Origin of the sequence: Kitasatospora herbaricolor (assembly GCF_030813695.1) — a bacterium.
Taxonomy (GTDB): Bacteria; Actinomycetota; Actinomycetes; order Streptomycetales; family Streptomycetaceae; genus Kitasatospora; species Kitasatospora herbaricolor.
The window spans coordinates 4,246,235-4,266,064 of sequence record NZ_JAUSVA010000002.1; the positions used below are offsets into that span (position 1 = coordinate 4,246,235).

At 73.4% G+C, this 19,830-nt stretch carries 21 protein-coding genes; 12 read left to right on the plus strand and 9 right to left on the minus strand.

Going from position 1 to position 19,830, the window contains the following annotated elements; genetic code table 11:
• The first annotated feature begins 48 nt into the window (after positions 1-48).
• The 5 genes from acs to J2S46_RS18915 all read left to right on the plus strand — a co-directional run bounded on the left by acs (position 49) and on the right by J2S46_RS18915 (position 6,502).
• On the plus strand, positions 49-2,004 hold the full coding sequence (gene acs / locus J2S46_RS18895; protein ID WP_191288919.1) for an acetate--CoA ligase: 1,956 nt from the start codon (positions 49-51) through the stop codon (positions 2,002-2,004).
• 701 nt (positions 2,005-2,705) lie between these two features.
• Positions 2,706-4,013, plus strand: coding sequence for a Na+/H+ antiporter NhaA (nhaA, locus tag J2S46_RS18900; RefSeq protein ID WP_229912364.1), 1,308 nt, complete (start codon positions 2,706-2,708; stop codon positions 4,011-4,013).
• Between the two features lie 256 nt (positions 4,014-4,269).
• Positions 4,270-4,746 carry a phage holin family protein gene (locus J2S46_RS18905; protein ID WP_191288921.1) on the plus strand — a complete coding sequence of 159 codons (477 nt, stop codon included), beginning with the start codon at positions 4,270-4,272 and terminating at the stop codon, positions 4,744-4,746.
• A 213-nt stretch (positions 4,747-4,959) separates the two neighbouring features.
• Positions 4,960-5,982: an alpha/beta fold hydrolase gene (locus J2S46_RS18910; RefSeq protein ID WP_191288922.1), complete on the plus strand. Its 1,023-nt coding sequence runs from the start codon at positions 4,960-4,962 to the stop codon at positions 5,980-5,982.
• 286 nt (positions 5,983-6,268) lie between these two features.
• Positions 6,269-6,502: a hypothetical protein gene (locus J2S46_RS18915; RefSeq protein WP_191288923.1), complete on the plus strand. Its 234-nt coding sequence runs from the start codon at positions 6,269-6,271 to the stop codon at positions 6,500-6,502.
• A 79-nt stretch (positions 6,503-6,581) separates the two neighbouring features.
• On the opposite strand, the gene J2S46_RS18920 is transcribed toward J2S46_RS18915, so the two are convergent.
• The 4 genes from J2S46_RS18920 to nth all read right to left on the minus strand — a co-directional run bounded on the left by J2S46_RS18920 (position 6,582) and on the right by nth (position 10,551).
• Positions 6,582-7,283, minus strand: coding sequence for a metal-dependent hydrolase (locus J2S46_RS18920; RefSeq protein WP_191288924.1), 702 nt, complete (start codon positions 7,281-7,283; stop codon positions 6,582-6,584).
• A 251-nt stretch (positions 7,284-7,534) separates the two neighbouring features.
• Positions 7,535-8,719 carry a MarP family serine protease gene (locus J2S46_RS18925; RefSeq protein WP_191288925.1) on the minus strand — a complete coding sequence of 395 codons (1,185 nt, stop codon included), beginning with the start codon at positions 8,717-8,719 and terminating at the stop codon, positions 7,535-7,537.
• 201 nt (positions 8,720-8,920) lie between these two features.
• Complete coding sequence (locus tag J2S46_RS18930; RefSeq protein WP_191288926.1) at positions 8,921-9,652, minus strand: NUDIX hydrolase; 732 nt, start codon at positions 9,650-9,652, stop codon at positions 8,921-8,923.
• A complete protein-coding gene (gene nth, locus J2S46_RS18935) occupies positions 9,649-10,551 on the minus strand; it encodes an endonuclease III (protein WP_229912366.1) in 903 nt (300 codons plus the stop codon). The genes J2S46_RS18930 and nth overlap by 4 nt, the downstream gene beginning before the upstream one ends.
• Before the next feature lie 297 nt (positions 10,552-10,848).
• On the opposite strand from nth, the gene J2S46_RS18940 reads away from it, so the two are divergent.
• From J2S46_RS18940 to J2S46_RS18970, 7 genes are all read left to right on the plus strand, one after another.
• Positions 10,849-11,259, plus strand: coding sequence for a VOC family protein (locus J2S46_RS18940; protein ID WP_191288927.1), 411 nt, complete (start codon positions 10,849-10,851; stop codon positions 11,257-11,259).
• Positions 11,260-11,366: 107 nt separating this feature from the next.
• Positions 11,367-11,831 carry a helix-turn-helix transcriptional regulator gene (locus J2S46_RS18945; protein WP_191288928.1) on the plus strand — a complete coding sequence of 155 codons (465 nt, stop codon included), beginning with the start codon at positions 11,367-11,369 and terminating at the stop codon, positions 11,829-11,831.
• 5 nt (positions 11,832-11,836) lie between these two features.
• Positions 11,837-12,460, plus strand: a complete 624-nt coding sequence (locus J2S46_RS18950; RefSeq protein WP_191288929.1) for a VOC family protein — start codon at positions 11,837-11,839, stop codon at positions 12,458-12,460.
• Between the two features lie 139 nt (positions 12,461-12,599).
• Positions 12,600-13,076: an iron chaperone gene (locus J2S46_RS18955; protein WP_191288930.1), complete on the plus strand. Its 477-nt coding sequence runs from the start codon at positions 12,600-12,602 to the stop codon at positions 13,074-13,076.
• A gap of 272 nt (positions 13,077-13,348) precedes the next feature.
• Positions 13,349-14,752 (plus strand): dihydrolipoyl dehydrogenase, encoded by a 1,404-nt coding sequence (gene lpdA / locus J2S46_RS18960; protein WP_191288931.1) that lies wholly within the window; start codon positions 13,349-13,351, stop codon positions 14,750-14,752.
• A gap of 276 nt (positions 14,753-15,028) precedes the next feature.
• Entirely contained in the window at positions 15,029-15,916 is an 888-nt protein-coding gene (locus tag J2S46_RS18965) for a prohibitin family protein (RefSeq protein WP_191288932.1), read from the plus strand.
• Positions 15,917-16,217: 301 nt separating this feature from the next.
• Positions 16,218-16,892, plus strand: a complete 675-nt coding sequence (locus J2S46_RS18970) for a Crp/Fnr family transcriptional regulator (protein ID WP_073924653.1) — start codon at positions 16,218-16,220, stop codon at positions 16,890-16,892.
• Between the two features lie 122 nt (positions 16,893-17,014).
• Here J2S46_RS18970 and J2S46_RS18975 read toward each other — a convergent pair whose 3' ends face one another.
• The 5 genes from J2S46_RS18975 to sp36 form a co-directional block, all read right to left on the minus strand.
• A complete protein-coding gene (locus J2S46_RS18975; protein ID WP_191288933.1) occupies positions 17,015-17,836 on the minus strand; it encodes an MBL fold metallo-hydrolase in 822 nt (273 codons plus the stop codon).
• Positions 17,833-18,024, minus strand: a complete 192-nt coding sequence (locus tag J2S46_RS18980) for a hypothetical protein (protein ID WP_191288934.1) — start codon at positions 18,022-18,024, stop codon at positions 17,833-17,835. The genes J2S46_RS18975 and J2S46_RS18980 overlap by 4 nt, the downstream gene beginning before the upstream one ends.
• Positions 17,987-18,898 carry an NUDIX hydrolase gene (locus J2S46_RS18985; RefSeq protein WP_191288935.1) on the minus strand — a complete coding sequence of 304 codons (912 nt, stop codon included), beginning with the start codon at positions 18,896-18,898 and terminating at the stop codon, positions 17,987-17,989. The genes J2S46_RS18980 and J2S46_RS18985 overlap by 38 nt, the downstream gene beginning before the upstream one ends.
• A gap of 167 nt (positions 18,899-19,065) precedes the next feature.
• Positions 19,066-19,536, minus strand: a complete 471-nt coding sequence (locus tag J2S46_RS18990) for a RidA family protein (RefSeq protein ID WP_073924655.1) — start codon at positions 19,534-19,536, stop codon at positions 19,066-19,068.
• Positions 19,533-19,688, minus strand: a complete 156-nt coding sequence (gene sp36, locus J2S46_RS18995) for a Sp36 family protein (protein WP_190211199.1) — start codon at positions 19,686-19,688, stop codon at positions 19,533-19,535. Before sp36 ends, J2S46_RS18990 begins: the two co-directional genes overlap by 4 nt.
• Between the last annotated feature and the right edge of the window lie 142 nt (positions 19,689-19,830).

Here is a 19,830-nt window from a genome sequence, read left to right on the forward strand (position 1 = left end):
CCCTACGCACGGGAGTGTCCCAAGAAGAAACTCGATGAGGAGTGCGCGTTGAGCAACGAGAGCCTGGCCAACCTGCTCAAGGAGGAGCGGCGGTTCGCCCCGCCCGCGGAGCTCGCCGCTGCGGCCAACGTCACGGCGGCCGCCTACGCGCAGGCCTCCGAGGACCGGCTCGCCTTCTGGGCCGAGCAGGCCCGCCGCCTCGACTGGGCCACCGAGCCCACCGAGACCCTCGACTGGTCCAACCCGCCGTTCGCCAAGTGGTTCGCCGACGGCACCCTCAACGTCGCCCACAACTGCGTGGACCGCCACGTCGAGGCCGGCAACGGCGACCGCGTGGCCATCCACTTCGAGGGCGAGCCCGGCGACAGCCGCGCCATCACCTACGCCCAGCTCAAGGACGAGGTCTCGCGCGCCGCCAACGCCCTGCTGGAACTCGGCGTCACCAAGGGCGACCGCGTCGCGGTCTACCTGCCGATGATCCCCGAGGCCGTCGTCGCGATGCTGGCCTGCGCCCGCATCGGCGCCACCCACTCCGTGGTCTTCGGCGGCTTCTCCGCCGACGCCGTCGCCTCCCGCATCCAGGACGCCGACGCCAAGCTCGTCATCACCGCCGACGGCGGCTACCGCCGCGGCAAGGCGACCGCTCTCAAGCCCGCCATCGACGAGGCCCTGACCAAGTGCCCGGAGGTCGAGCACGTCCTGGTGGTCCGCCGCACCGGCCAGGACACCGCCTTCACCGAGGGCCGCGACGTGTGGTGGCACGACGTCGTCGAGCGCCAGTCGGCCGAGCACACCGCCGAGCCGCACGACGCCGAGCACCCGCTGTTCATCCTCTACACCTCCGGCACCACCGGGAAGCCCAAGGGCATCCTGCACACCACCGGCGGCTACCTCACCCAGGCCGCCTGGACCCACCACGCCGTCTTCGACCTCAAGCCGGAGACCGACGTCTACTGGTGCACGGCCGACATCGGCTGGGTCACCGGCCACTCGTACATCGTGTACGGGCCCCTCGCCAACGGCGCCACCCAGGTGATCTACGAGGGCACCCCCGACACCCCGCACCAGGGCCGCTTCTGGGAGATCGTCCAGAAGTACGGCGTCACCATCCTCTACACCGCGCCCACCGCGATCCGCACCTTCATGAAGTGGGGCGACGACATCCCGGCCAAGTTCGACCTGTCCAGCCTGCGGGTGCTGGGCTCGGTCGGGGAGCCGATCAACCCCGAGGCGTGGGTCTGGTACCGGGAGCACATCGGCGCCGGCAAGGCCCCCATCGTCGACACCTGGTGGCAGACCGAGACCGGCGCGATGATGATCAGCCCGCTGCCGGGCGTCACCACCACCAAGCCCGGCTCGGCCCAGCGCGCGCTGCCCGGCATCGCGGCCACCGTCGTCGACGACGAGGCCCGCGAGGTCCCCGACGGCGCCGGCGGCTACCTCGTCCTCACCGAGCCGTGGCCCTCCATGCTCCGCACCATCTGGGGCGACGACCAGCGCTACATCGACACCTACTGGTCCCGCTTCGAAGGCCGCTACTTCGCCGGCGACGGCGCCAAGAAGGACGAGGACGGCGACATCTGGCTGCTCGGCCGGGTCGACGACGTCATGCTCGTCTCCGGCCACAACATCTCCACCACCGAGGTCGAGTCCGCGCTCGTCGGCCACCCCGCCGTCGCGGAGTCCGCCGTCGTCGGCGCCACCGACGCCACCACCGGCCAGGCCATCGTCGCGTTCGTCATCCTGCGCGGCACCGCCACCGACAGCCCCGAGCTGGTCGAGGAACTGCGCGCGCACGTCGGCCGCACCCTCGGCCCGATCGCCAAGCCCAAGCAGGTCAAGGTCGTCGGCGAGCTCCCGAAGACCCGCTCCGGCAAGATCATGCGCCGCCTGCTGCGCGACATCGCCGAGGGCCGCGAGGTCGGCGACACCACCACCCTCGCCGACAGCAACGTCATGAACCTCATCCAGTCCCAGCTGCCCGCCCAGGGCGACCAGGCCTGATCAGGTCCGCGTACCGGCCCCGGTACGCGAGAGGGCTCCCCGGGCAGTCCCACGACTGCCCGGGGAGCCCTCTCGCGTCCGTGCCCTCGGGGTGCTCCACGCCCGCCGGGGGCTACTCCGGGCGCCGCTCGGCCACCAGGGTCCGCAGCGTCTCGTAGGCACCCTGCACGAAACCGCGGCCGCGCACCGGCTGCGTCCCGCGCCCCGAACACCCACGGCCGGAACACCGGCGCCCCTGACACCGACAGCGCGAGCACCGGTGCCCCGAGCACAGTCGGTCCTCCGGACGGGCCGCGGCGACCCGGCAGGCCACGGACGGGCGGACAACAGGGGCGGGACGCTCTGCGCGCCCTCGCCCCCGGCCATGACGTGCGGCACGGCCTCGGGGCCTTCCGCCCCCTCGCCGGGCACGGGCGTCTCCGTTCGGGTCGAAGGTGCCGCCCCGTTCGGGTGGCGCCTTCGACCGACGACAGGGAGGAGGTCACCCGTCTGCACCCGCCCACCGCCATTCGGGGCGGGCTCCCCCGACCTGCGGGACCGATCGTCCTAAAATGCGCAAAACGGATATCTCCTCGCGCCGCCCTCTAGACTGTCAACGACGCATCAAGATCGTGGATGGGTCACAGGGCGCGCCGGGAAGTCTGGTCGGCACTGCACCACAGGTGTATCCGGATGCCGTTCCCGCCCCCAGGAGGTCCCCCGTGACCAGCCAGCCGCCCACCGGACCGACACCCCGAGGCCGCCAGTTCCTCGGCCGGCTGTCGCTCCCCGAGCGCACCTACATCACCGACGCGCTGCGTACCGAGACCGTCGGCGGCATCCTGCTGCTGCTCTTCGCCATCGCGGCGCTGATCTGGGCGAACGTCTGGCCGCACGCCTACGAGAGCGTGGTGGACTACACGATCGGCCCCTCCGAACCGCTCCACCTGGACCTCAGCCTCGGCACCTGGGCCAACGACGGCCTGCTGGCGATCTTCTTCTTCGTGGCCGGCATCGAGCTCAAGCGCGAATTCGTGGCCGGTGAGCTGCGCACGCCGAGCGCCGCGGCGCTGCCGGTGATCGCCGCGCTCTGCGGCGTCGCCCTGCCCGCGGTCATCTACGCCGTCGTCAACTCGACCAGCGGCCACCTGGGCGGCTGGGCGATCCCGACCGCGACCGACATCGCCTTCGCCCTCGGCGTGCTCGCCGTGGTGGGCACTCACCTGCCGTCCGCGCTCAGGGCCTTCCTGCTCACCCTGGCGGTGGTGGACGATCTGGTCGCGATCCTGATCATCGCGGTCTTCTACAGCTCCGGCATCAAGTTCTGGGCGCTCGGGCTCTCCGTCGCCGGCCTGGTGCTGTTCTGGTTCCTGCACCGGCGTGAGGTGCACGGCTGGTACCTGTACGTGCCGCTGGCCTTCGTGATCTGGGCGCTGATGCACGAGAGCGGCGTGCACGCGACGGTCGCCGGCGTGGCGATGGGCCTGATCCTGCGCTGCCACCGGGTCGGTGACGAGCAGCAGTCCCCTGGCGAGCACATCGAGCACCTGGTGCGTCCGGTCTCGGCGGGCTTCGCCGTCCCGGTGTTCGCGCTGTTCGCCGCCGGGGTGACGATCTCGGGCCCGGCGCTGGTCGAGGTGTTCAGCCAGGCGGCCCCGCTCGGGATCATCCTGGGCCTGCTGGTGGGCAAGACGGTCGGCGTCTTCGGCGGCACCTGGCTGGCCGCCAGGTTCACCCGGGCGGAACTCAACCCGCAGCTCACCTGGGCGGACCTGTTCGCGGTCGCCACCCTGGCCGGCATCGGCTTCACCGTCTCCCTGCTGATCAGCGAGCTGGCCTTCACCGACGACGCGGCCTTGGCCGACCGGGCCAAGGCCGCCGTCCTGGTGGGCTCGCTGCTCTGCGCCGTGGTCGCCACCTTCCTCCTCAAAGTGCGCAACCGGCATTACCGCCGACTGGTCGACGAGGAGAACGCGGACGTGGACGGCGACGGCATCCCCGACGTCTACCAGCGGGGCGACGCGGCCTGACGGGCCCGGACGAACCACCGGCCCGAACGGCCGCGGCGGGCCTGGACGCCGGTTCGGCGAACGGTCCCGATCGGCGGTCCGCCGACGGGCGGTCCGGCCCGCAGCGACCGTTCCGGAGGGCGCGCCCGACGGCCGGAGGGGTGCGCACGGCTCGGACACGCCGCTCCGCCGGCCCCCCGGAGTGGTGCCCGACTCACCGGTAGGGGCATGATTCTGAGCTGTCGACAGTGCACGGAAGCCGCAGAGGAGAACGCTGATGCCCGCAGGAGCCGCAGACCCGTCCAGCATCGGCCGGGCGCCCTACGAGGGCGAGCGTTCGGTCGGGCAGCTCTTCGCCGAGGCCACGGCCGACCTGTCCGCCCTGGTGCACGACGAGATCGCGCTGGCCAAGGCCGAGATCAGGCAGGACGTCAAGCGCGGTGTCTCCGGCGGCGTCTCGCTCGCGGTGGCCGGCGTGGTCGCGCTCGCCGCCGTCCCGATGCTGAGCGCCGCCGCGGCCTTCGGACTGCACGCACTCGGCATCACCCTGGGCTGGTCCTTCCTGATCGTGGCCGGCGTCTACCTGCTGCTGGCGGTCGTCCTCGGCCTGCTCGCGCTGCGCTCGTTCAAGCAGATCGAGCCGCCGCGCCGCACGATCGAGGGCGCCCAGGCGACGGCCGACGTCCTCAAGAACGCCAGGCCCCGCCCGGCCACCCAGGAGGAGATCGACCGGGGCCTGGGCCGCCGCCCCTGACCGCCCCACGGGCTCTCCGCCGGGCCCCGGCCGCGCCGCCGACCCTCCGTCGGCTCGTCCGGCCCACGCCGCGTCACACGCCCGTCCGGAGCCCTCCCCGGGGCCCTCGGCCGAGGTGCCGGGGGCGTGCCCGGCAGGGGCACCGGCGGATCGGGCACGGCCAGTACGAGTGCCGGGCACGTCTCCGGCGCGGGGATATGACACGCTCTCGCTATGCCGCTCGACCAGAAGCCCGTGCCCCAGCCCCAGCCGTCGCAGCCCTCCTCCGGTGACGTCCCCGGCGATGCCGTCCCGGGAACCACCGGTCCGGCAGGCGCCGTCGGCGGCGCCGCGGCCGACTGGAGCATCCGGCAGGCGGGGCCGTGGACGCACCGCGACCTCGCGGCGAACGGGGCCCGGTTCCACATCGCCGAGCTCGGCGAGGGCCCGCTCGTCCTGCTGGTGCACGGCTGGCCGGAGTACTGGTGGGCCTGGCGCCACCAGATGACCGCGCTGGCCGAGGCCGGCTACCGCGCCGTCGCCCTGGACCTGCGGGGCATCGGCGGCAGCGACCGCACCCCGCGCGGCTACGACCCCGGCAACCTGGCCCTGGACATCACCGGCGTGATCCGCTCGCTGGGCGAGCGGCGGGCGCACCTGGTCGGCCACGCCTCCGGCGGCACGCTGTCCTGGGTGGCGGCCGTGATGCGGCCCTCGGTGATCCAGAGCCTGACGGCGGTCTCCGCCGCGCACCCGCGCGACCTGCGCCGGGCCCTGCTCACCGACCGCCGCCAGCTGGCCGCCTTCGAGCACGTGCTGAGCTTCCAGCGTCCGTGGATACCGGAACGCCGGCTGGTCGCCGACGACGGCGCGCTGGTGGGCCGCTACCTCGACGCCTGGACCGGCCCGAACCAGCTGGACCGCGCGGCGGTGGCCGCGTACCGGCAGGCGATCCAGATCCCCAGCACGGCGCACTGCTCCATCGAGCCGTACCGCTGGCTGCTGCGCTCGATGGCCCGGCCGGACGGCATCCAGTTCGCCCGCCGGATGAAGAAGCCGATCACCGCGCCGACCCTGCACGTCCAGGGCGCCGCCGACCCGGTGCTGCTGTCGCACACCGCGCTCGGTGGCGGCGAGTACGTGACGGCCCCCTACCGGTGGCGGCTGATGCCGGGAGTCGGGCACTTCCCGCACGAGGAGGCGCCGGAGGAGTTCTCGGCGGAGCTGATCGACTGGATCGGCCAGCACAAGGACTGACACCGGCGACGGGACGGGGAGGGACCGGCGGTACGACCCGGACCTCCCTTGCCGTCCCGGACCACGGGACCGCCGGGGGCCGGGGACCGCCGGGGGCCGGGACGGTCGGGTTCGGGGGCCGCCGGGGGCCGGGGACGGTCGGGTTCGGGGGCCGGGCGGGTGACCACCGGACGCGGGGCTCCGGGCCATCAACTGTCTTTTTGTTGCGCTCATATGACAAACGCATAGGCCAATTCGAGACCCCACCAGGTGGTTACTCCAAGCGGCCCAGGGGCATCTTTCCGGTATGACCTGGATGCCCGATCGCAGCGCAGCGCCGCGCAGTCGACGCCGTACCAGCCACAGCTCGCAGGGCCTCGTCCGCCCGTCCGCCTGGGCGGACGAGCTCGGCCACGACGACCTCGGCCACGACGGGCCGGAGCACCGGTCCGGCCAGGGCGGCCCGCGCCAGCTGGGCATCCCCCGCATCATCGGCCGCCGGGCCCGCTGGGTCGGCGCCCGCCTGCGGCGCGACACCTGAGGACTCCGAGCCGCCCCCGCGGCCGCCGTGTCAGGAGCGGCGGCCGCACCTGCCGGCCGCCGCTGCGCCAACCGCTCCGTCAGCCGAGGACGCCCGGCGACAGCACCGTGAACCAGAGCAGGACGAAGGTCGCCACCGACATGATCGGCACCAGCACCTTGGTCTCCACGCCGTTGCCGCTGCGCTTGATCAGCACCAGTTCGTAGCGCTCCTTGTGGGGCCAGAGCAGCGGCGCGCCCTTCTTGGTGAGGCAGTCGCCCAGCAGGTGTGCCAGCGTGCCCAGCGCCACCGCGTACGGCAGCCAGCCCGGCGCGCTCGGCAGCCACTTGTTCATACCGGCCGTACCCAGTGCGGCAAGGCCGATGATGGTGATCCAACTCGCCGGCCCGTCGCCCGGCGGGTGCAGCCGCAGCGCCCGGATCGCCAGCGCGAGCAGCAGGAACGTCAGGCCGAGGGTGAAGTTGCGGCCGAGGAAGGTCACGCCCGCCCAGCTGCCCCCGCCCATCAGCGCGACGAAGAGCAGGGAATGGGTGGCGTGCCGGTGCCCGCCGGAGATCCAGGCGACGAAGCGGCAGAGCAGCTTGGAGACCGGACCCAGGAAGTTGGCGATCGTCCCGTCGTGGTGGTCGAGGTCGGGCAGCAGGGCCGCGCCCGCGCAGAGCACCGTGCCCATGAGTATGTCGGCGGGCTGGAGCGTGGTGTGCAGCAGCAGCGGGGGCAGGAACGGCGCCGAGGCCGCGTACAGCATCGCGCCGCTGACCGCGTGCGAGTGACCCATCATGGAGTGCTCCCCCTCGTCGCGTGCGCCCCCTCGGGTCGCCGCTTCCGTCACGTCGCCGTACGACGCCCCGGCGGGTCCACCGCCAGGGCCGGCTGAGCCGGACGGGTGAGCCGCGCCGACGCTATCAGCAGCGCCCTGGCGGCCGGCGGAGGCCACCGGGCCCGTCCAGCCGTACGGATACCCGCCCGGGGCACCCGTACGCCTGCGGGCCGGCGCACCGAGCCCGCCGGCGGGACGGCCGGCGGGACGGGTCAGAGGGCGCAGCCCTCGGTGTCCACCCTGGCCGTGGCCGTGGCGCCCTTCTCGGCGTCGCCGCGGACCTCGGCGGCCGTCAGCACGTAGCCGGTGTCGGCGCTGTCCAGCGACTTGGCGAAGACCACGCCGTACACCTGCCCGTCCGGGGTGAGCAGCGGCCCGCCGCTGTTGCCCTGGCGGATCAGCGAACGCACCGAGTACACGTCGCGGACGACCTGGCCGCGGTGATAGATGTCCGGCCCGTTGGCCTGGATCCGGCCGCGGATGCGGGCCGGCTGCACGTTGAAGGCGCCGTTCTCGGGGAACCCCGCCACGACCGCGCTGTCGTTGGTCCGGGCCTCGCCGGCGAAGGCCAGCGGCGGGGCGTTGAGCTTGGGGACGTCCAGGATCGCGATGTCGCGCTGCCAGTCGTAGCTGACCACGGTGGCGTCGTAGAGCGGCCCGACGCCGCCGACCTGCACGGTCGGCTCGTCGACCCCGCCGACCACGTGGGCGTTGGTCATCACCCGGTGCGGGGCGTAGACGAACCCGCTGCCCTCCAGGGTCTTGCCGCAGGAGGTCGCGGTGCCGACCACCTTCACCAGGGACTGCCTGGCCCTGGCCACCGCCGGGCCGGCGGCCAGCGCGGGGTCGGGCGGCGAGACCTCGGTGATCGGCTCGTGCTCGAAGGGGTTGAAGACCTGCGGGAAGCCGTTGCGGGCGAGCGCCTTGGAGAAGTCGGAGAACCAGTTCGGGGCGTCGCCCGGCAGGGTGTCCTGGACGCCGCCGAGCACCACGGACGTCCGGACCTGCTTGGAGACGGTCGGCAGCGAGGTGCCCGCCAGCGCGGACCCGATCAGCCAGGCCACCAGCAGCATCGAGATCACGTTGACCACCGACCCGCCGGCCGCGTCCAGCACCTTGGCCGGCTTGCGGTCGATGTGGCCGCGCAGTTTCCAGCCGAAGTGCGTGGTGACGGCCTGCCCGATCGCCGCCAGCACGATCACCACCACGACCGCGACCACCGAGGCGGTGGTGCCCGGGCTGAGGTGGCTGAGCAGCAGCGGGAGCAGCTGCACGGCGATCAGGCCGCCGCCGAGGAATCCCAGGACCGACAGGACGCCCACCACGAATCCCTGCCGGTACCCGGACACGGCGAAGCCGATCGCGGCGACGATCAACAGCAGATCCAGGACGTTCACCCGGACACCCTCCCACGGCCTCGCGCCGGGCGGGCACCAGGCTCGGTGAACGGCTCCTCCCCCGTTTGCGCCCGGACAACCCGGACGACCCCGGACGACCCGGGCGCCCGGCGGCCGGCCGGTGGCCGCTCGGCGGGTGTCAGCCGGCTCGCCGGCAGCCCTCCGACGACCGTCCGACAGCTGTCGGCGGCTGTCGGGCGGCTACCCGGCGGCGGGAGTGTCGCCCAGCAGGGCCCCGGAGCGGCCGAGGCTGGCCTGGGCCAGGTCGATGGCCTCCTCGGAGAGGGCCAGCGTCCTGGTGGTGTCCCAGGGGCGCTCCAGACCGCTGTGGTGCAGCACCCGGTCGATCACGCCGGCGGTGAATCCCCAGACCAGCCGGTCGGCGACCGCGAAGGCCGGACCGAGGTGGCCCGAGGGGTGCCGCAGCCTGGCCCGGTTGGCCGGGTCGGTGAGCTCGGCGATCGGCACCCGGAACACCGCGCCGGTCTCGGCCTGGTCCACCGGCCCGACCGGGCTCTCCCGGCGCCACCAGCCGAGCACCGGGGTGACCACGAAGCGGCTGACCGGGATGTACAACGCCGGGAGGGTCGCGAAGACCTGCACGCCGGACGGGTCGAGGCCGGTCTCCTCCCAGGCCTCGCGCAGCGCGGCCGCGACCGGCCCGGGGCCTTGCGGGTCACCGTCCTCCGGATCCAGGGCGCCGCCGGGGAAGGACGACTGGCCCGCGTGCGAGCGCAGCGAGCGGGCCCGCTCGATCAGCAGCAGGTCGGGACCGGACGGCCCCTCGCCGAAGAGCATCAGCACCGCGGAGGGCCGCCCCCCTTCGGCGGGCGGCAGGAACCGGCTCAGCTGCTCCGGCCGGACGGTCTCGGCCGCGTCCCGAACGGGCAGCAGCCAGGCCGGCAGGCCGTCCCGCTCGATCCGCGTGCTCACGCGACCTCCCCCTGCCCGTCCCCGGCGGCGGCTCCGGCGCCTGGCGCACCGCCCGCGCCGGGCGCCGCGGCCTGTCCCGGGTACCCGGCCGGGGGCCGCAGCCGCTGGCCCGGCTGACCGCCCAGCTCGTACTTCAGCAGCTTCCGCGCCTTCTCCGGGTCGGTCTCGCCCTCCCCGTAGGAGGGGCAGAGCGGGGCGATCGGGCAGGCGCCGCAGGCGGGCTTGCGGGAGTGGCAGACGCGCCGGCCGTGGAAGACCACGCGGTGCGAGAGCATCGTCCACTCGGACTTCGGGAAGATCTCGGCGACCGCCGCCTCGACCTTCTCCGGGTCCTCCTCGGCGGTCCAGCCGAAGCGTCGCGCCAGCCGCCCGAAGTGGGTGTCCACGGTGATCCCCGGCACCCCGAAGGCGTTGCCGAGCACCACGTTCGCGGTCTTCCGGCCGACCCCGGGCAGGGTGACCAGGTCCTCCAGCCGCCCGGGCACCTCGCCGCCGAAGCGGTCCCGCAGGGCGGCCGAGAGGCCGAGCAGCGAGCGGGCCTTGGCCCGGAAGAAGCCCGTCGGCCGGATGATCTCCTCCAGCTCCTCCGGCACCGCCGCCGCCATGTCCTCCGGCGTCGGGTACTTCGCGAACAGCACCGGCGTCGTCTGGTTCACCCGCAGGTCGGTGGTCTGCGCCGACAGCACGGTGGCCACCAGCAGCTCGAAGGGGTTCTCGAAGTCCAGCTCCGGATGCGCGTACGGGTACAGCTCCGCCAGCTCGCGGTTGATCTTCCGCGCCCGCCGGACCATCGCCAGGTGCGACTCCGGCTTCCTCGGCTTCGCCACGGGCTTCGCGGCCTTCTTCACGGCCTTGGTCGCCGCCGGCGCGGCCGCCTTGCGGACCTTGCTCTCTGCCATGCACGAAGGCTACGCCGCGGAAGCGGGCCCACGAAGCGCGTTCACGAGGACGGCCGGCCGATCGGCGCCCGGTTCCGGCCCCGGGACGGAGCCGGGCGGGCCTTCCGCCCGGCGGCAGAGGGACGACGGGCCGCGGCGCCCGGCGGGCGTCCGGCACGGCGACGACGATCCCGGCTGACGCACCGCCAGGCGGGGTGCGCGGTGGCGGGTATGCCCTTCGGCAGGGCGGGGAAAGGCCGCGGAACTCGTCAGGATTCGAGAAGCGCCGGCCGTCCGGCCGCCGCTACCGTGACGACCATGGACATCACCATTCACACCAGCTTCCTGCCGCACGACGACCCGGAGGCGTCCCTGGCCTTCTACCGCGACGTGCTCGGCTTCGAGGTCCGCAGCGACTTCGGGACCGGGACGATGCGCTGGATCACGGTCGGCCCCGTCGGCCAGCCCGGCACGTCCATCCTGCTGGCGCCGCCGGCCGCCGACCCCGGGATCACCGAGGAGGAGCGCGGCACCATCACCCGGATGATGGCCAAGGGCACCTACGGCTGGATCCTGCTGGCCACCCGGGACCTCGACGGCACCTTCGAGAAGCTGCAGGCCGGCGACGCCGAGGTGGTCCAGGAGCCGACCCGGCAGCCGTACGGCATCCGGGACTGCGCCTTCCGCGACCCGGCGGGCAACCTGGTCCGGATCCAGGAGGTGGGCTGAGCCGGTCCGGTCACCGGTAGGGCCGCAGCACAAGCCGGCGGGCACCCCGCCTCCCCCTCGGCAGGGGTACCGGGTGCCCGCGGACACCGACGAGAGGGAGTCCTGACATGTGCCATCCCGGGTGGCATCGCGCGCGCATCGCGGCGCAGCACCTGAGCGACCTCGCGCGGCTGCGCCGCGTACGGGACCGGATCGACCGGGAGTACCGGCGACCGCTGGACGTCGAGGCGCTCGCCCGTGGCGCGGGCATGCCCGCGGGGCAGCTGAGCCGGGAGTTCCGGCTGGCCTACGGCCGTTCGCCGTACGCCTATCTGACCGCGCGTCGCATCGAGCACGCGACGGCGCTGCTCCGGCGCGGCGGCCCCGACCCCGCCGGGGTCTGGGCCGCGGTCGGCTGCTCCTCGCCGGGCGTGTTCGCGGCCCGCTTCACCGAGCTGGTCGGCATGCCGCCCGGCGCCTTCCGGCTCCGGGCCGCGGGCCCGGGCGCGGCCTTGGCGCCGAGGCCGGCGGAACACCGGACCGGACCGGTCAGGAATCGAGAAGCGCCCGCCGCCGAGCCCCAACTAGCTTGATTCCCGTGGCAACCATTGAATCCCTCACCATCGAGGTGGCCGACCTCACGGCCGCCGACCGCTTCTACACCGCCTTCGGTCTGGGCACCCGGGTGCGCCTGCGGGCCTCGGCGGAGCCGACGACCGGCTTCCGCGGGTTCTCGCTGTCGCTCACCGTGTCGCAGCCGGGCACCGTCGACAACCTGGTCGGCGCGGCCCTGGACGCCGGCGCCACCGCCCTGAAGCCCGCCGCCAAGTCGTTCTGGGGCTACGGCGGCGTGGTGCAGGCCCCGGACGGCACGATCTGGAAGATCGCCACCTCGGAGAAGAAGAACACCGGCCCGGCCACCCGGGAGATCGACGAGATGGTGCTCCTGCTGGGGGCCGCGGACGTGGCCGCGAGCAGGAGCTTCTACGTGGGGCGCGGCCTGGCCGTGGCGAAGAGCTTCGGCCGCAAGTACGTCGAGTTCGCCACCCCGTCGAGCGCCGTGAAGCTGGCGCTGTACGGGCGCCGTGCCCTCGCCAAGGACCTCGGTGTCCCGATCGACGGCAGCGGCTCGCACCGGCTGGTGCTCAGCGGCGACGCCGGCCCCTTCAGCGACCCGGACGGGTTCGCCTGGGAGGCGGTCTCGCCCGTGTCCGCGGCCTGACCCTCGCCGCCGGCGCACGACGAACGACGCACGTACGGGACCCCGCACACAGGCACCGCCGTACCGGCGCACCGCCACCTCCGCAGGCACCTGTACACACCTGTCCGACCCTGTCCGACCCTTTCCGGGAGGAACCGCAATGAAGAGCACCCAGACGTCCGGCAGGAGCGCCACCGCGGCCGCCGAGAAGTACGACGGCTTCACGGAGGAGGAGCGCAGCGCGATGAAGGAGCGCGCCCGGGAGCTGAAGGCCGCCGCGCCCCGCGGCTCGAAGGCGGCCAAGCCCGATCCCGAGGCCGAGCTGCTCGCGAAGATCGCCGAGATGACGGACGCGGACCGAGCGCTCGCCGAGCGGGTGCACGCCATCGTCAGGGCCACCGCGCCGGACCTCACCCCCAGGACCTGGTACGGGATGCCCGCGTACGCCAAGGACGGCAAGATCGTCTGTTTCTTCCAGAGCGCGCAGAAGTTCAAGTCGCGGTACGCCACGCTGGGCTTCAGCGACCAGGCGGCCCTGGACGACGGCACCCTGTGGCCGACCGCCTTCGCGCTGACCGAGCTGACCGCCGCCGCCGAGGCGCAGATCGCGGACCTGCTCAGGAGGGCGGTGGGCTGAGGACCGCCCGAGGGAGCGGCCGACGGGTGCCCGAGCAGGCCCGGCGGCCCCGGCAGGCCCCGGCAGGCCGCAGCGGCCCGGCTCGTGGATCATGGCTCAGGGGCGCGCGGCACGGCGGCGCGCGCCTTGGCGAGCGGGGATGCGACCGTCTCGTCGCCCCGGCGGGGCCCGGTGTGATCTTCTTGAGCCGGACGGTGTCCGAAGCCGCCCCGGACGGGTGGACAGCCGGTCCGGCCGGCGCTGAACCAACCCTCATCGGAAGGAACTCCCCCATGGACGAGCAGTTCGACGTCGTCGTACTCGGTGCGGGCCCCGGCGGCTACGTGGCCGCCATCCGCGCCGCCCAGCTGGGCAAGCGGGTCGCGGTGGTCGAGGAGAAGTACTGGGGCGGCGTCTGCCTGAACGTCGGCTGCATCCCGACCAAGGCCCTGCTGCGCAACGCCGAGCTGGCCCACATCTTCACCCATGAGGCGAAGACCTTCGGGATCAAGGTCGACGGGGAGGTCTCCTTCGACTACAACGAGGCCTTCAAGCGCAGCCGCCGGGTCGCGGACGGCCGGGTCAAGGGCGTCCACTACCTGATGAAGAAGAACGGCATAGCCGAGTTCGACGGCCGCGGCACCTTCCTCGACGCGAACACCCTGCAGGTCGCGCTGTCGGACGGCAGCACCCGGACGATCGGCTTCGGCGACTGCATCATCGCCACCGGCGCGACCCCCCGCCTGCTGCCCGGGACCAGCCGCAGCGAGCGGGTCGTCACCTACGAGGAGCAGATCCTGGCGGAGGACGTGCCGAGCTCGATCGTGATCGCGGGCGCCGGCGCGATCGGCATCGAGTTCGCGTACGTGCTGCACAACTACGGGGTGAAGGTCACCGTCGTCGAGTTCCTTGACCGGATCGCCCCGCTGGAGGACGCGGACGTCTCGGCCGAGCTGGCCAAGCAGTACCGCAAGCTCGGCATCGACGTCCTGACCTCGACCCGGGTGGAGTCGATCGACGAGTCCGGCCCGCAGGTGCGGGTCACCGTCACCGGCAAGGACGGCGTGCAGCAGGTGCTGGAGGCCGACAAGGTGCTGCAGGCGATCGGCTTCGCGCCGAACGTCACCGGCTACGGCCTGGAGGCCACCGGCGTCCGGCTCACCGAGCGCGGCGCGATCGACGTGGACGGCCGCTGCCGCACCTCGGTTCCGCACATCTACGCGATCGGCGACGTGACCGCGAAGCTGATGCTCGCGCACACCGCCGAGGCCATGGGCGTGGTCGCCGCCGAGACGATCGCGGACGCCGAGACGATGGAGCTCGACTACCCGATGATCCCGCGCGCCACCTACTGCCAGCCGCAGATCGCCAGCTTCGGCTGGACCGAGGCGCAGGCCCGCGAGAAGGGCTTCGACGTCAAGGTCGCCAAGTTCCCGTTCACCGCGAACGGCAAGGCGCACGGCCTGGGCGACCCGACCGGCTTCGTGAAGCTGATCAGCGACGCCAAGTACGGCGAGATCATCGGTGCCCACCTGATCGGTCCGGACGTCACCGAGCTGCTGCCCGAGCTGACCCTGGCCCAGCAGTGGGACCTCACCGTGCACGAGGTCGCCCGCAACGTGCACGCGCACCCGACCCTGGGCGAGGCCGTGAAGGAAGCGGTGCACGGGCTCGCCGGGCACATGATCAACTTCTGAGTCCCGCGGGCGGCCGGACGGCCGCCGACGATGCACCGGGCCCGGCCCGCGGTACCCGCCGCGGGCCGGGCCCGGTCGCGTCACAACCCGCGGAACCGCCGGAGCACCCTGCCGACGGCCCCCGACCGGCGCCGTCCAGCAGTCCCCGGGGCGTCGCGGGGGCCTCCCGGGCCTGTGGTCCATACCTTTCATGAACATCGTCCGAACTCGGCGCTCCGAGCGGGCCCCGGTGCCTAGGCTGCGGCCGTCCCGCACCTGACTCCGAGAGATGTGACGATGCTCTTCCTTTCCGTCCTGCTGATCGCCACCGCCCTGGTCCTGCTCGTCCTCGGACGGCGGCGGGTGACGACGTCCGGCTGGGCCACCTTCGGCGGTCTCCTGTCCGGCGTGCTCGGGCTGCTGGTCGGGCTCAGCACGGTCATGTACGTCGTGGACCCGTACCAGGTAGGGGTGCCGACCACGCTGGGCAAGGTCGGCGGGACCTGGCAGTCCGGGCTGCACCTGAAGTCGCCGCTGACGGACGTGACCACCTTCTCGACCCGCCCGGCCGACCTCGATCTGACCGGCGACAACACGGTGGAGGTCCGCTCCTCCGAGGGCGGGGTGCTCTACGCCGACCTCACCGTGAAGTGGTCCATCGACCCCGAGCACACCCTGGCCCTGTACAAGCTGGCCGGCAGCGCCGAGGCCGTCGAGCAGCGCCTGGTCTACCCGGACAGCCGGGAGATCGTCCGCAACGTCTTCGCCAGGCACACCGGCGTCGAGGGCTACTCCTCGCAGCGCGAGGCGATCAGCACCGAGATCGACCAGCTGATCACCCAGCGGCTGGCCCCGCGCGGGATCCTCGTGAACGGCGTCAACCTGCGCAACGTCAAGCCGAGCGACGGCCTGCAGAAGGCCATCGACCAGAAGATCCAGCAGGACCAGGCCACCGCCCAGGCCGAGGCGGCCACCCGGACGGCCAAGGCCGAGGCGGAGAAGCGCAAGATCGAATCGGAGAGCACCGCGGCCGCGAACAGCGTGATCGCCAACTCGCTGACCGACAAGATCCTGCTCAGCCAGTGCATCGAGGCCTTCAAGGCCGCGGCCGAGAAGAACCCGGTCTACGCCAGCCCGTGCGGCTCGGCGGGCACCCCGGTGATCGTGGACGGCACCAAGCGCTGACCGGGCCCGCGCCGTCCGGGAGCCCGTCCGTCCGGGAGCCGCCGCGCCCCGCGACCGCCGCACGACCGGCCCTCCGGCACCGCCCCGACCGGTCGGCCCGGGTCTCCCGGCCCGGTCGGGCGGGCCCTGACCAGCGGGGCCGAAATGTAACCGATGAGTACGAATGGCCCCGTACAGTGCTCCCCGGCGCACCCCCTCCTCATATGATCGGAGCGACATGCGCCATGCTTGGTGATGCAGAGCACTGTACGGACTTGCGCCGACCGCCCCGACGGGCGGACGGCCGAGAAGGAGGAAGCACGTGGACGACGTTCTGCGGCGCGCCGCACTCTTCGCGGCACTCGACGACGAGCAGGCCGGCGAGCTGCGCGCTTCCATGACCGAGGTGACCCTCGCCCGTGGTGAGTCCCTCTTCCACGAGGGCGACCCCGGCGACCGCCTCTACGTGGTCGCCGAGGGCAAGGTCAAGCTGCACCGGGCCTCGCCGGACGGCCGCGAGAACATGCTCGCGGTGCTCGGCCCCAGCGAGATGATCGGCGAGCTGTCGCTCTTCGACCCCGGACCGCGCACCGCCACGGCCAGCGCGCTCACCGAGGTCAAGCTGCTCGGGCTCGGCCACGGCGACCTGCAGCCCTGGCTGCACGCCCGCCCGGAGGTCTCCATCGCCCTGCTGCGGGCCATCGCCCGCCGCCTGCGCCGGACCAACGACGTGATGTCCGACCTGGTCTTCTCCGACGTTCCCGGCCGCGTGGCCAAGGCCCTGCTGGACCTCTCGCGCCGCTTCGGCGTGCCGTCCGACGAGGGCATCCACGTGGCCCACGACCTCACCCAGGAGGAGCTGGCCCAGCTGGTCGGCGCCTCCCGCGAGACGGTCAACAAGGCGCTCGCCGACTTCGCCGGCCGCGGCTGGCTGAAGCTGGAGGCCCGCGCCGTGGTCCTGATGGACGTCGAGCGGCTGTCCCGGCGCTCGCGCTGACACCCGCCGTCACCGGCACCGACGAGGGTCCGTACGCCACCGGCGCACGGGCCCTCGGGCGTCTCCGGACACCGGCGCGGGCACCCCGGCCGGGCGCGCGGCCACGGCGGCCGGGCCGGCGCTCAGATCAGGCCGTGGTCCTCCAGGTAGCGCAGCTGCGCGCGTACGGAGAGTTCGGCGGCCGGCCACAGCGCGCGGTCCACGTCGGCGTAGACCCTGGCGACCACCTCCCCGGCGGTGCGGCAGCCCGCCTCCACGGCGGTCTCGACCTGGGCCAGCCGGTTGGCGCGGTGCGCGAGGTAGTAGTCCACCGCCCCGAGCGCGTCCGCGAGCACCGGGCCGTGGCCCGGCAGCACCGTGCGGACGCCGTGCTCGGAGGCCATGGTGTGCAGCCGCCGCAGCGAGTCCAGGTAATCGCCGAGCTGCCCGTCCGGGTGGGCGACCATCGTGGTGCCGCGGCCCAGCACGGTGTCGCCGGTCAGCACGGCGCCGTCGGCGGGCAGGTGGAAGGTCAGCGAGTCGGCGGTGTGGCCGGGGGTCCCCACCACCCGCAGGTCCAGGCCGCCGACCTCCAGCCGCTGCCCGTGCCGCAGGCCCTCGTCGCCGAGCCGGTGCGCCGGGTCCAGGGCGAGCACCTTGGTGCCGGTCAGCTCCGCGAAACGGGCCGCGCCCTCGGCGTGGTCCGCGTGGCCGTGGGTGAGCAGGGTCAGCGCCACCCGCCGGCCCTGCCGCTCCGCGGTCTCCACGACGTTGCGCAGGTGGGCGTCGTCCAGCGGGCCGGGGTCGACGACCACGGCCAGGTCCGAGCCGGGCTCGGCGAGCAGCCAGGTGTTGGTGCCGTCCAGCGTCATCGGTGACGGGTTCGGCGCCAGCACGCAGTGTGCCCGGGGGGTGGCCTCGCCGCCGACTACGGCGGCGGGGTCACCCGGGAGAAGACCGCTCACCGGCCGCCCTCGCAGCTGCGATGCAGCCGGCGCGACGGGACGGTGCGCGTCAGCGGGCGCAGCCAGGGCTCGTCGCCGTACCGGCCGCCGCTGTCGTGGGCGAGCACACGGGGCGTCAGGGAGTGGGAGGTCAGGGCTCGGGCGGGCAGCTCAGGTGCCGTCCGGCGATCCACGTCGTTGTGGTTCATCGGGCGAAGGTCCTTCCTGGGGGTAGTGTCCGTCGATGGTCAGTTCCTCGTACCCCGACCATCGCACCGTCATTCGATCACCCGCCACCTCGGCCCGGCCGAGGATCGGGTCCAGTCCGCGGCTGCTCGCCGCGGACAGGGCTTCGGCGGCCGCACGCAGCGGCAGCAGTTCGCGCAGCACGGTCACGGTCGGCGGCAGCATGCCGTACCGCCCCTGCTCGTACCCCTGGACGGCGTCGGCCGGGGAGAGCCAGGCCACCTTGTCGGCCTCGCCCACCTCACGGGCGGCGAGCTGGCCGGGCGGCAGCACGGCGACGAAGAACCAGGTGTCGTAGCGCCGTTCCTCGAAGACCGGGGTGACCCAGCGGGCCCAGCCGGCCAGCAGGTCGCTGCGCAGTACCAGGCCGTGCTTGCGGAGGAATTCGGCGAAGGAGATCTCGTGCGCCTCCAGGGCGGCCCGATCGGCGCTCCAGTCGCGCGGGGCGACCGTGCCGCTGGCGTCCGGTCCGGCCAGCAGGACGCCGGCCTCCTCGAAGGTCTCCCGGACCGCCGCGCAGACCACCGCCTGCGCGGTGCCCGGGTCGACCCCGAGCCGGACGGCCCACTCCTGCGGGCTGGGACCGGCCCAGCCGATCTCGGCGTCGGCGTCCCTCGGGTCCACGCCGCCGCCCGGGTAGGCGTACATCCCGGCGGCGAAGGCCATCGAGGCGCGCCGGCGCAGCAGGTACGCCTCGGGTCCGGCGGCGCCGTCCCTCAGCAGGACGACCGTCGCGGAGGGCTTGGCCACCGGCGGCATCAGCTCGCCGGCCTCGACCGCCCGGATCCGGGCAGGCCAGGACGGCGGCATCGGGAGCGACTTCGCCTGGTGATCCATGTCCGGATGCTACGCAGACGGAGGCGGCCTTGGACAGAGCCCAGGCCGGCCGATTCACGCCACGGCGTGCCAGGACGGGCCCGGGCCGGGCCCGGGCCCGGGCCGCTCGCCGGCGAAGAGACGTCAGGCCCGCGGCCCGGAGGCGGCGGGCCTGCGGCTCCGAGGGGTCAGGCCTGCGGCTTCAGCCGGACCTGGATCTCGATCTCGACCGGGGCGTCCAGCGGCAGCACCGCGACACCCACCGCGCTGCGGGCGTGCACGCCGGCAGCTCCGAAGGCGTGGCCGAACAGCTCGCTGGCGCCGTTGACGACGCCCGGCTGACCGGTGAAGTCGGCGGCGGAGGCGACGAAACCGACGACCTTCACGATCCGCTCGATCTGGTCCAGGTCACCGATCACGGCCTTCACGGCCGCCAGCGCGTTCAGCGCGCAGATCTGCGCGAGCGCCTTGCCCTCCTCCGGGGTGACCTCGGCGCCGATCTTGCCGGTGGTCTGCAGCTTGCCCGCCACCATGGGGAGCTGACCCGAGGTGAAGACGTACTCGCCCGAGCGGACGGCCGGCACGTACGCGGCGACCGGCGGGGCCACCTCGGGCACGCTCAGGCCGAGCTCGGCCAGCTTGGTCTCGACCTGGCTCATGCCTTCTCCCGCTTGAGGTAGGCCACCAGCTGCTCCGGGTTGGGCCCCGGGACGACCTGGACGAGCTCCCAGCCGTCCTGGCCCCAGTTGTCGAGGATCTGCTTGGTCGCGTGTACGAGCAGCGGCACGGTTACGTATTCCCACTTGGTCATGGGGCTGACTCTAGACGAGGAGGCGGCCCGGCCGGCGCCGCGCGAAGCGCGTCGGGCCGGGCGCCGGGAGCCCGGACGGAGTGTGAGGTGGGCCACAAAGAGGGCATGAATCAGACCTGGCCATCCCAATGCTCCCGGCATC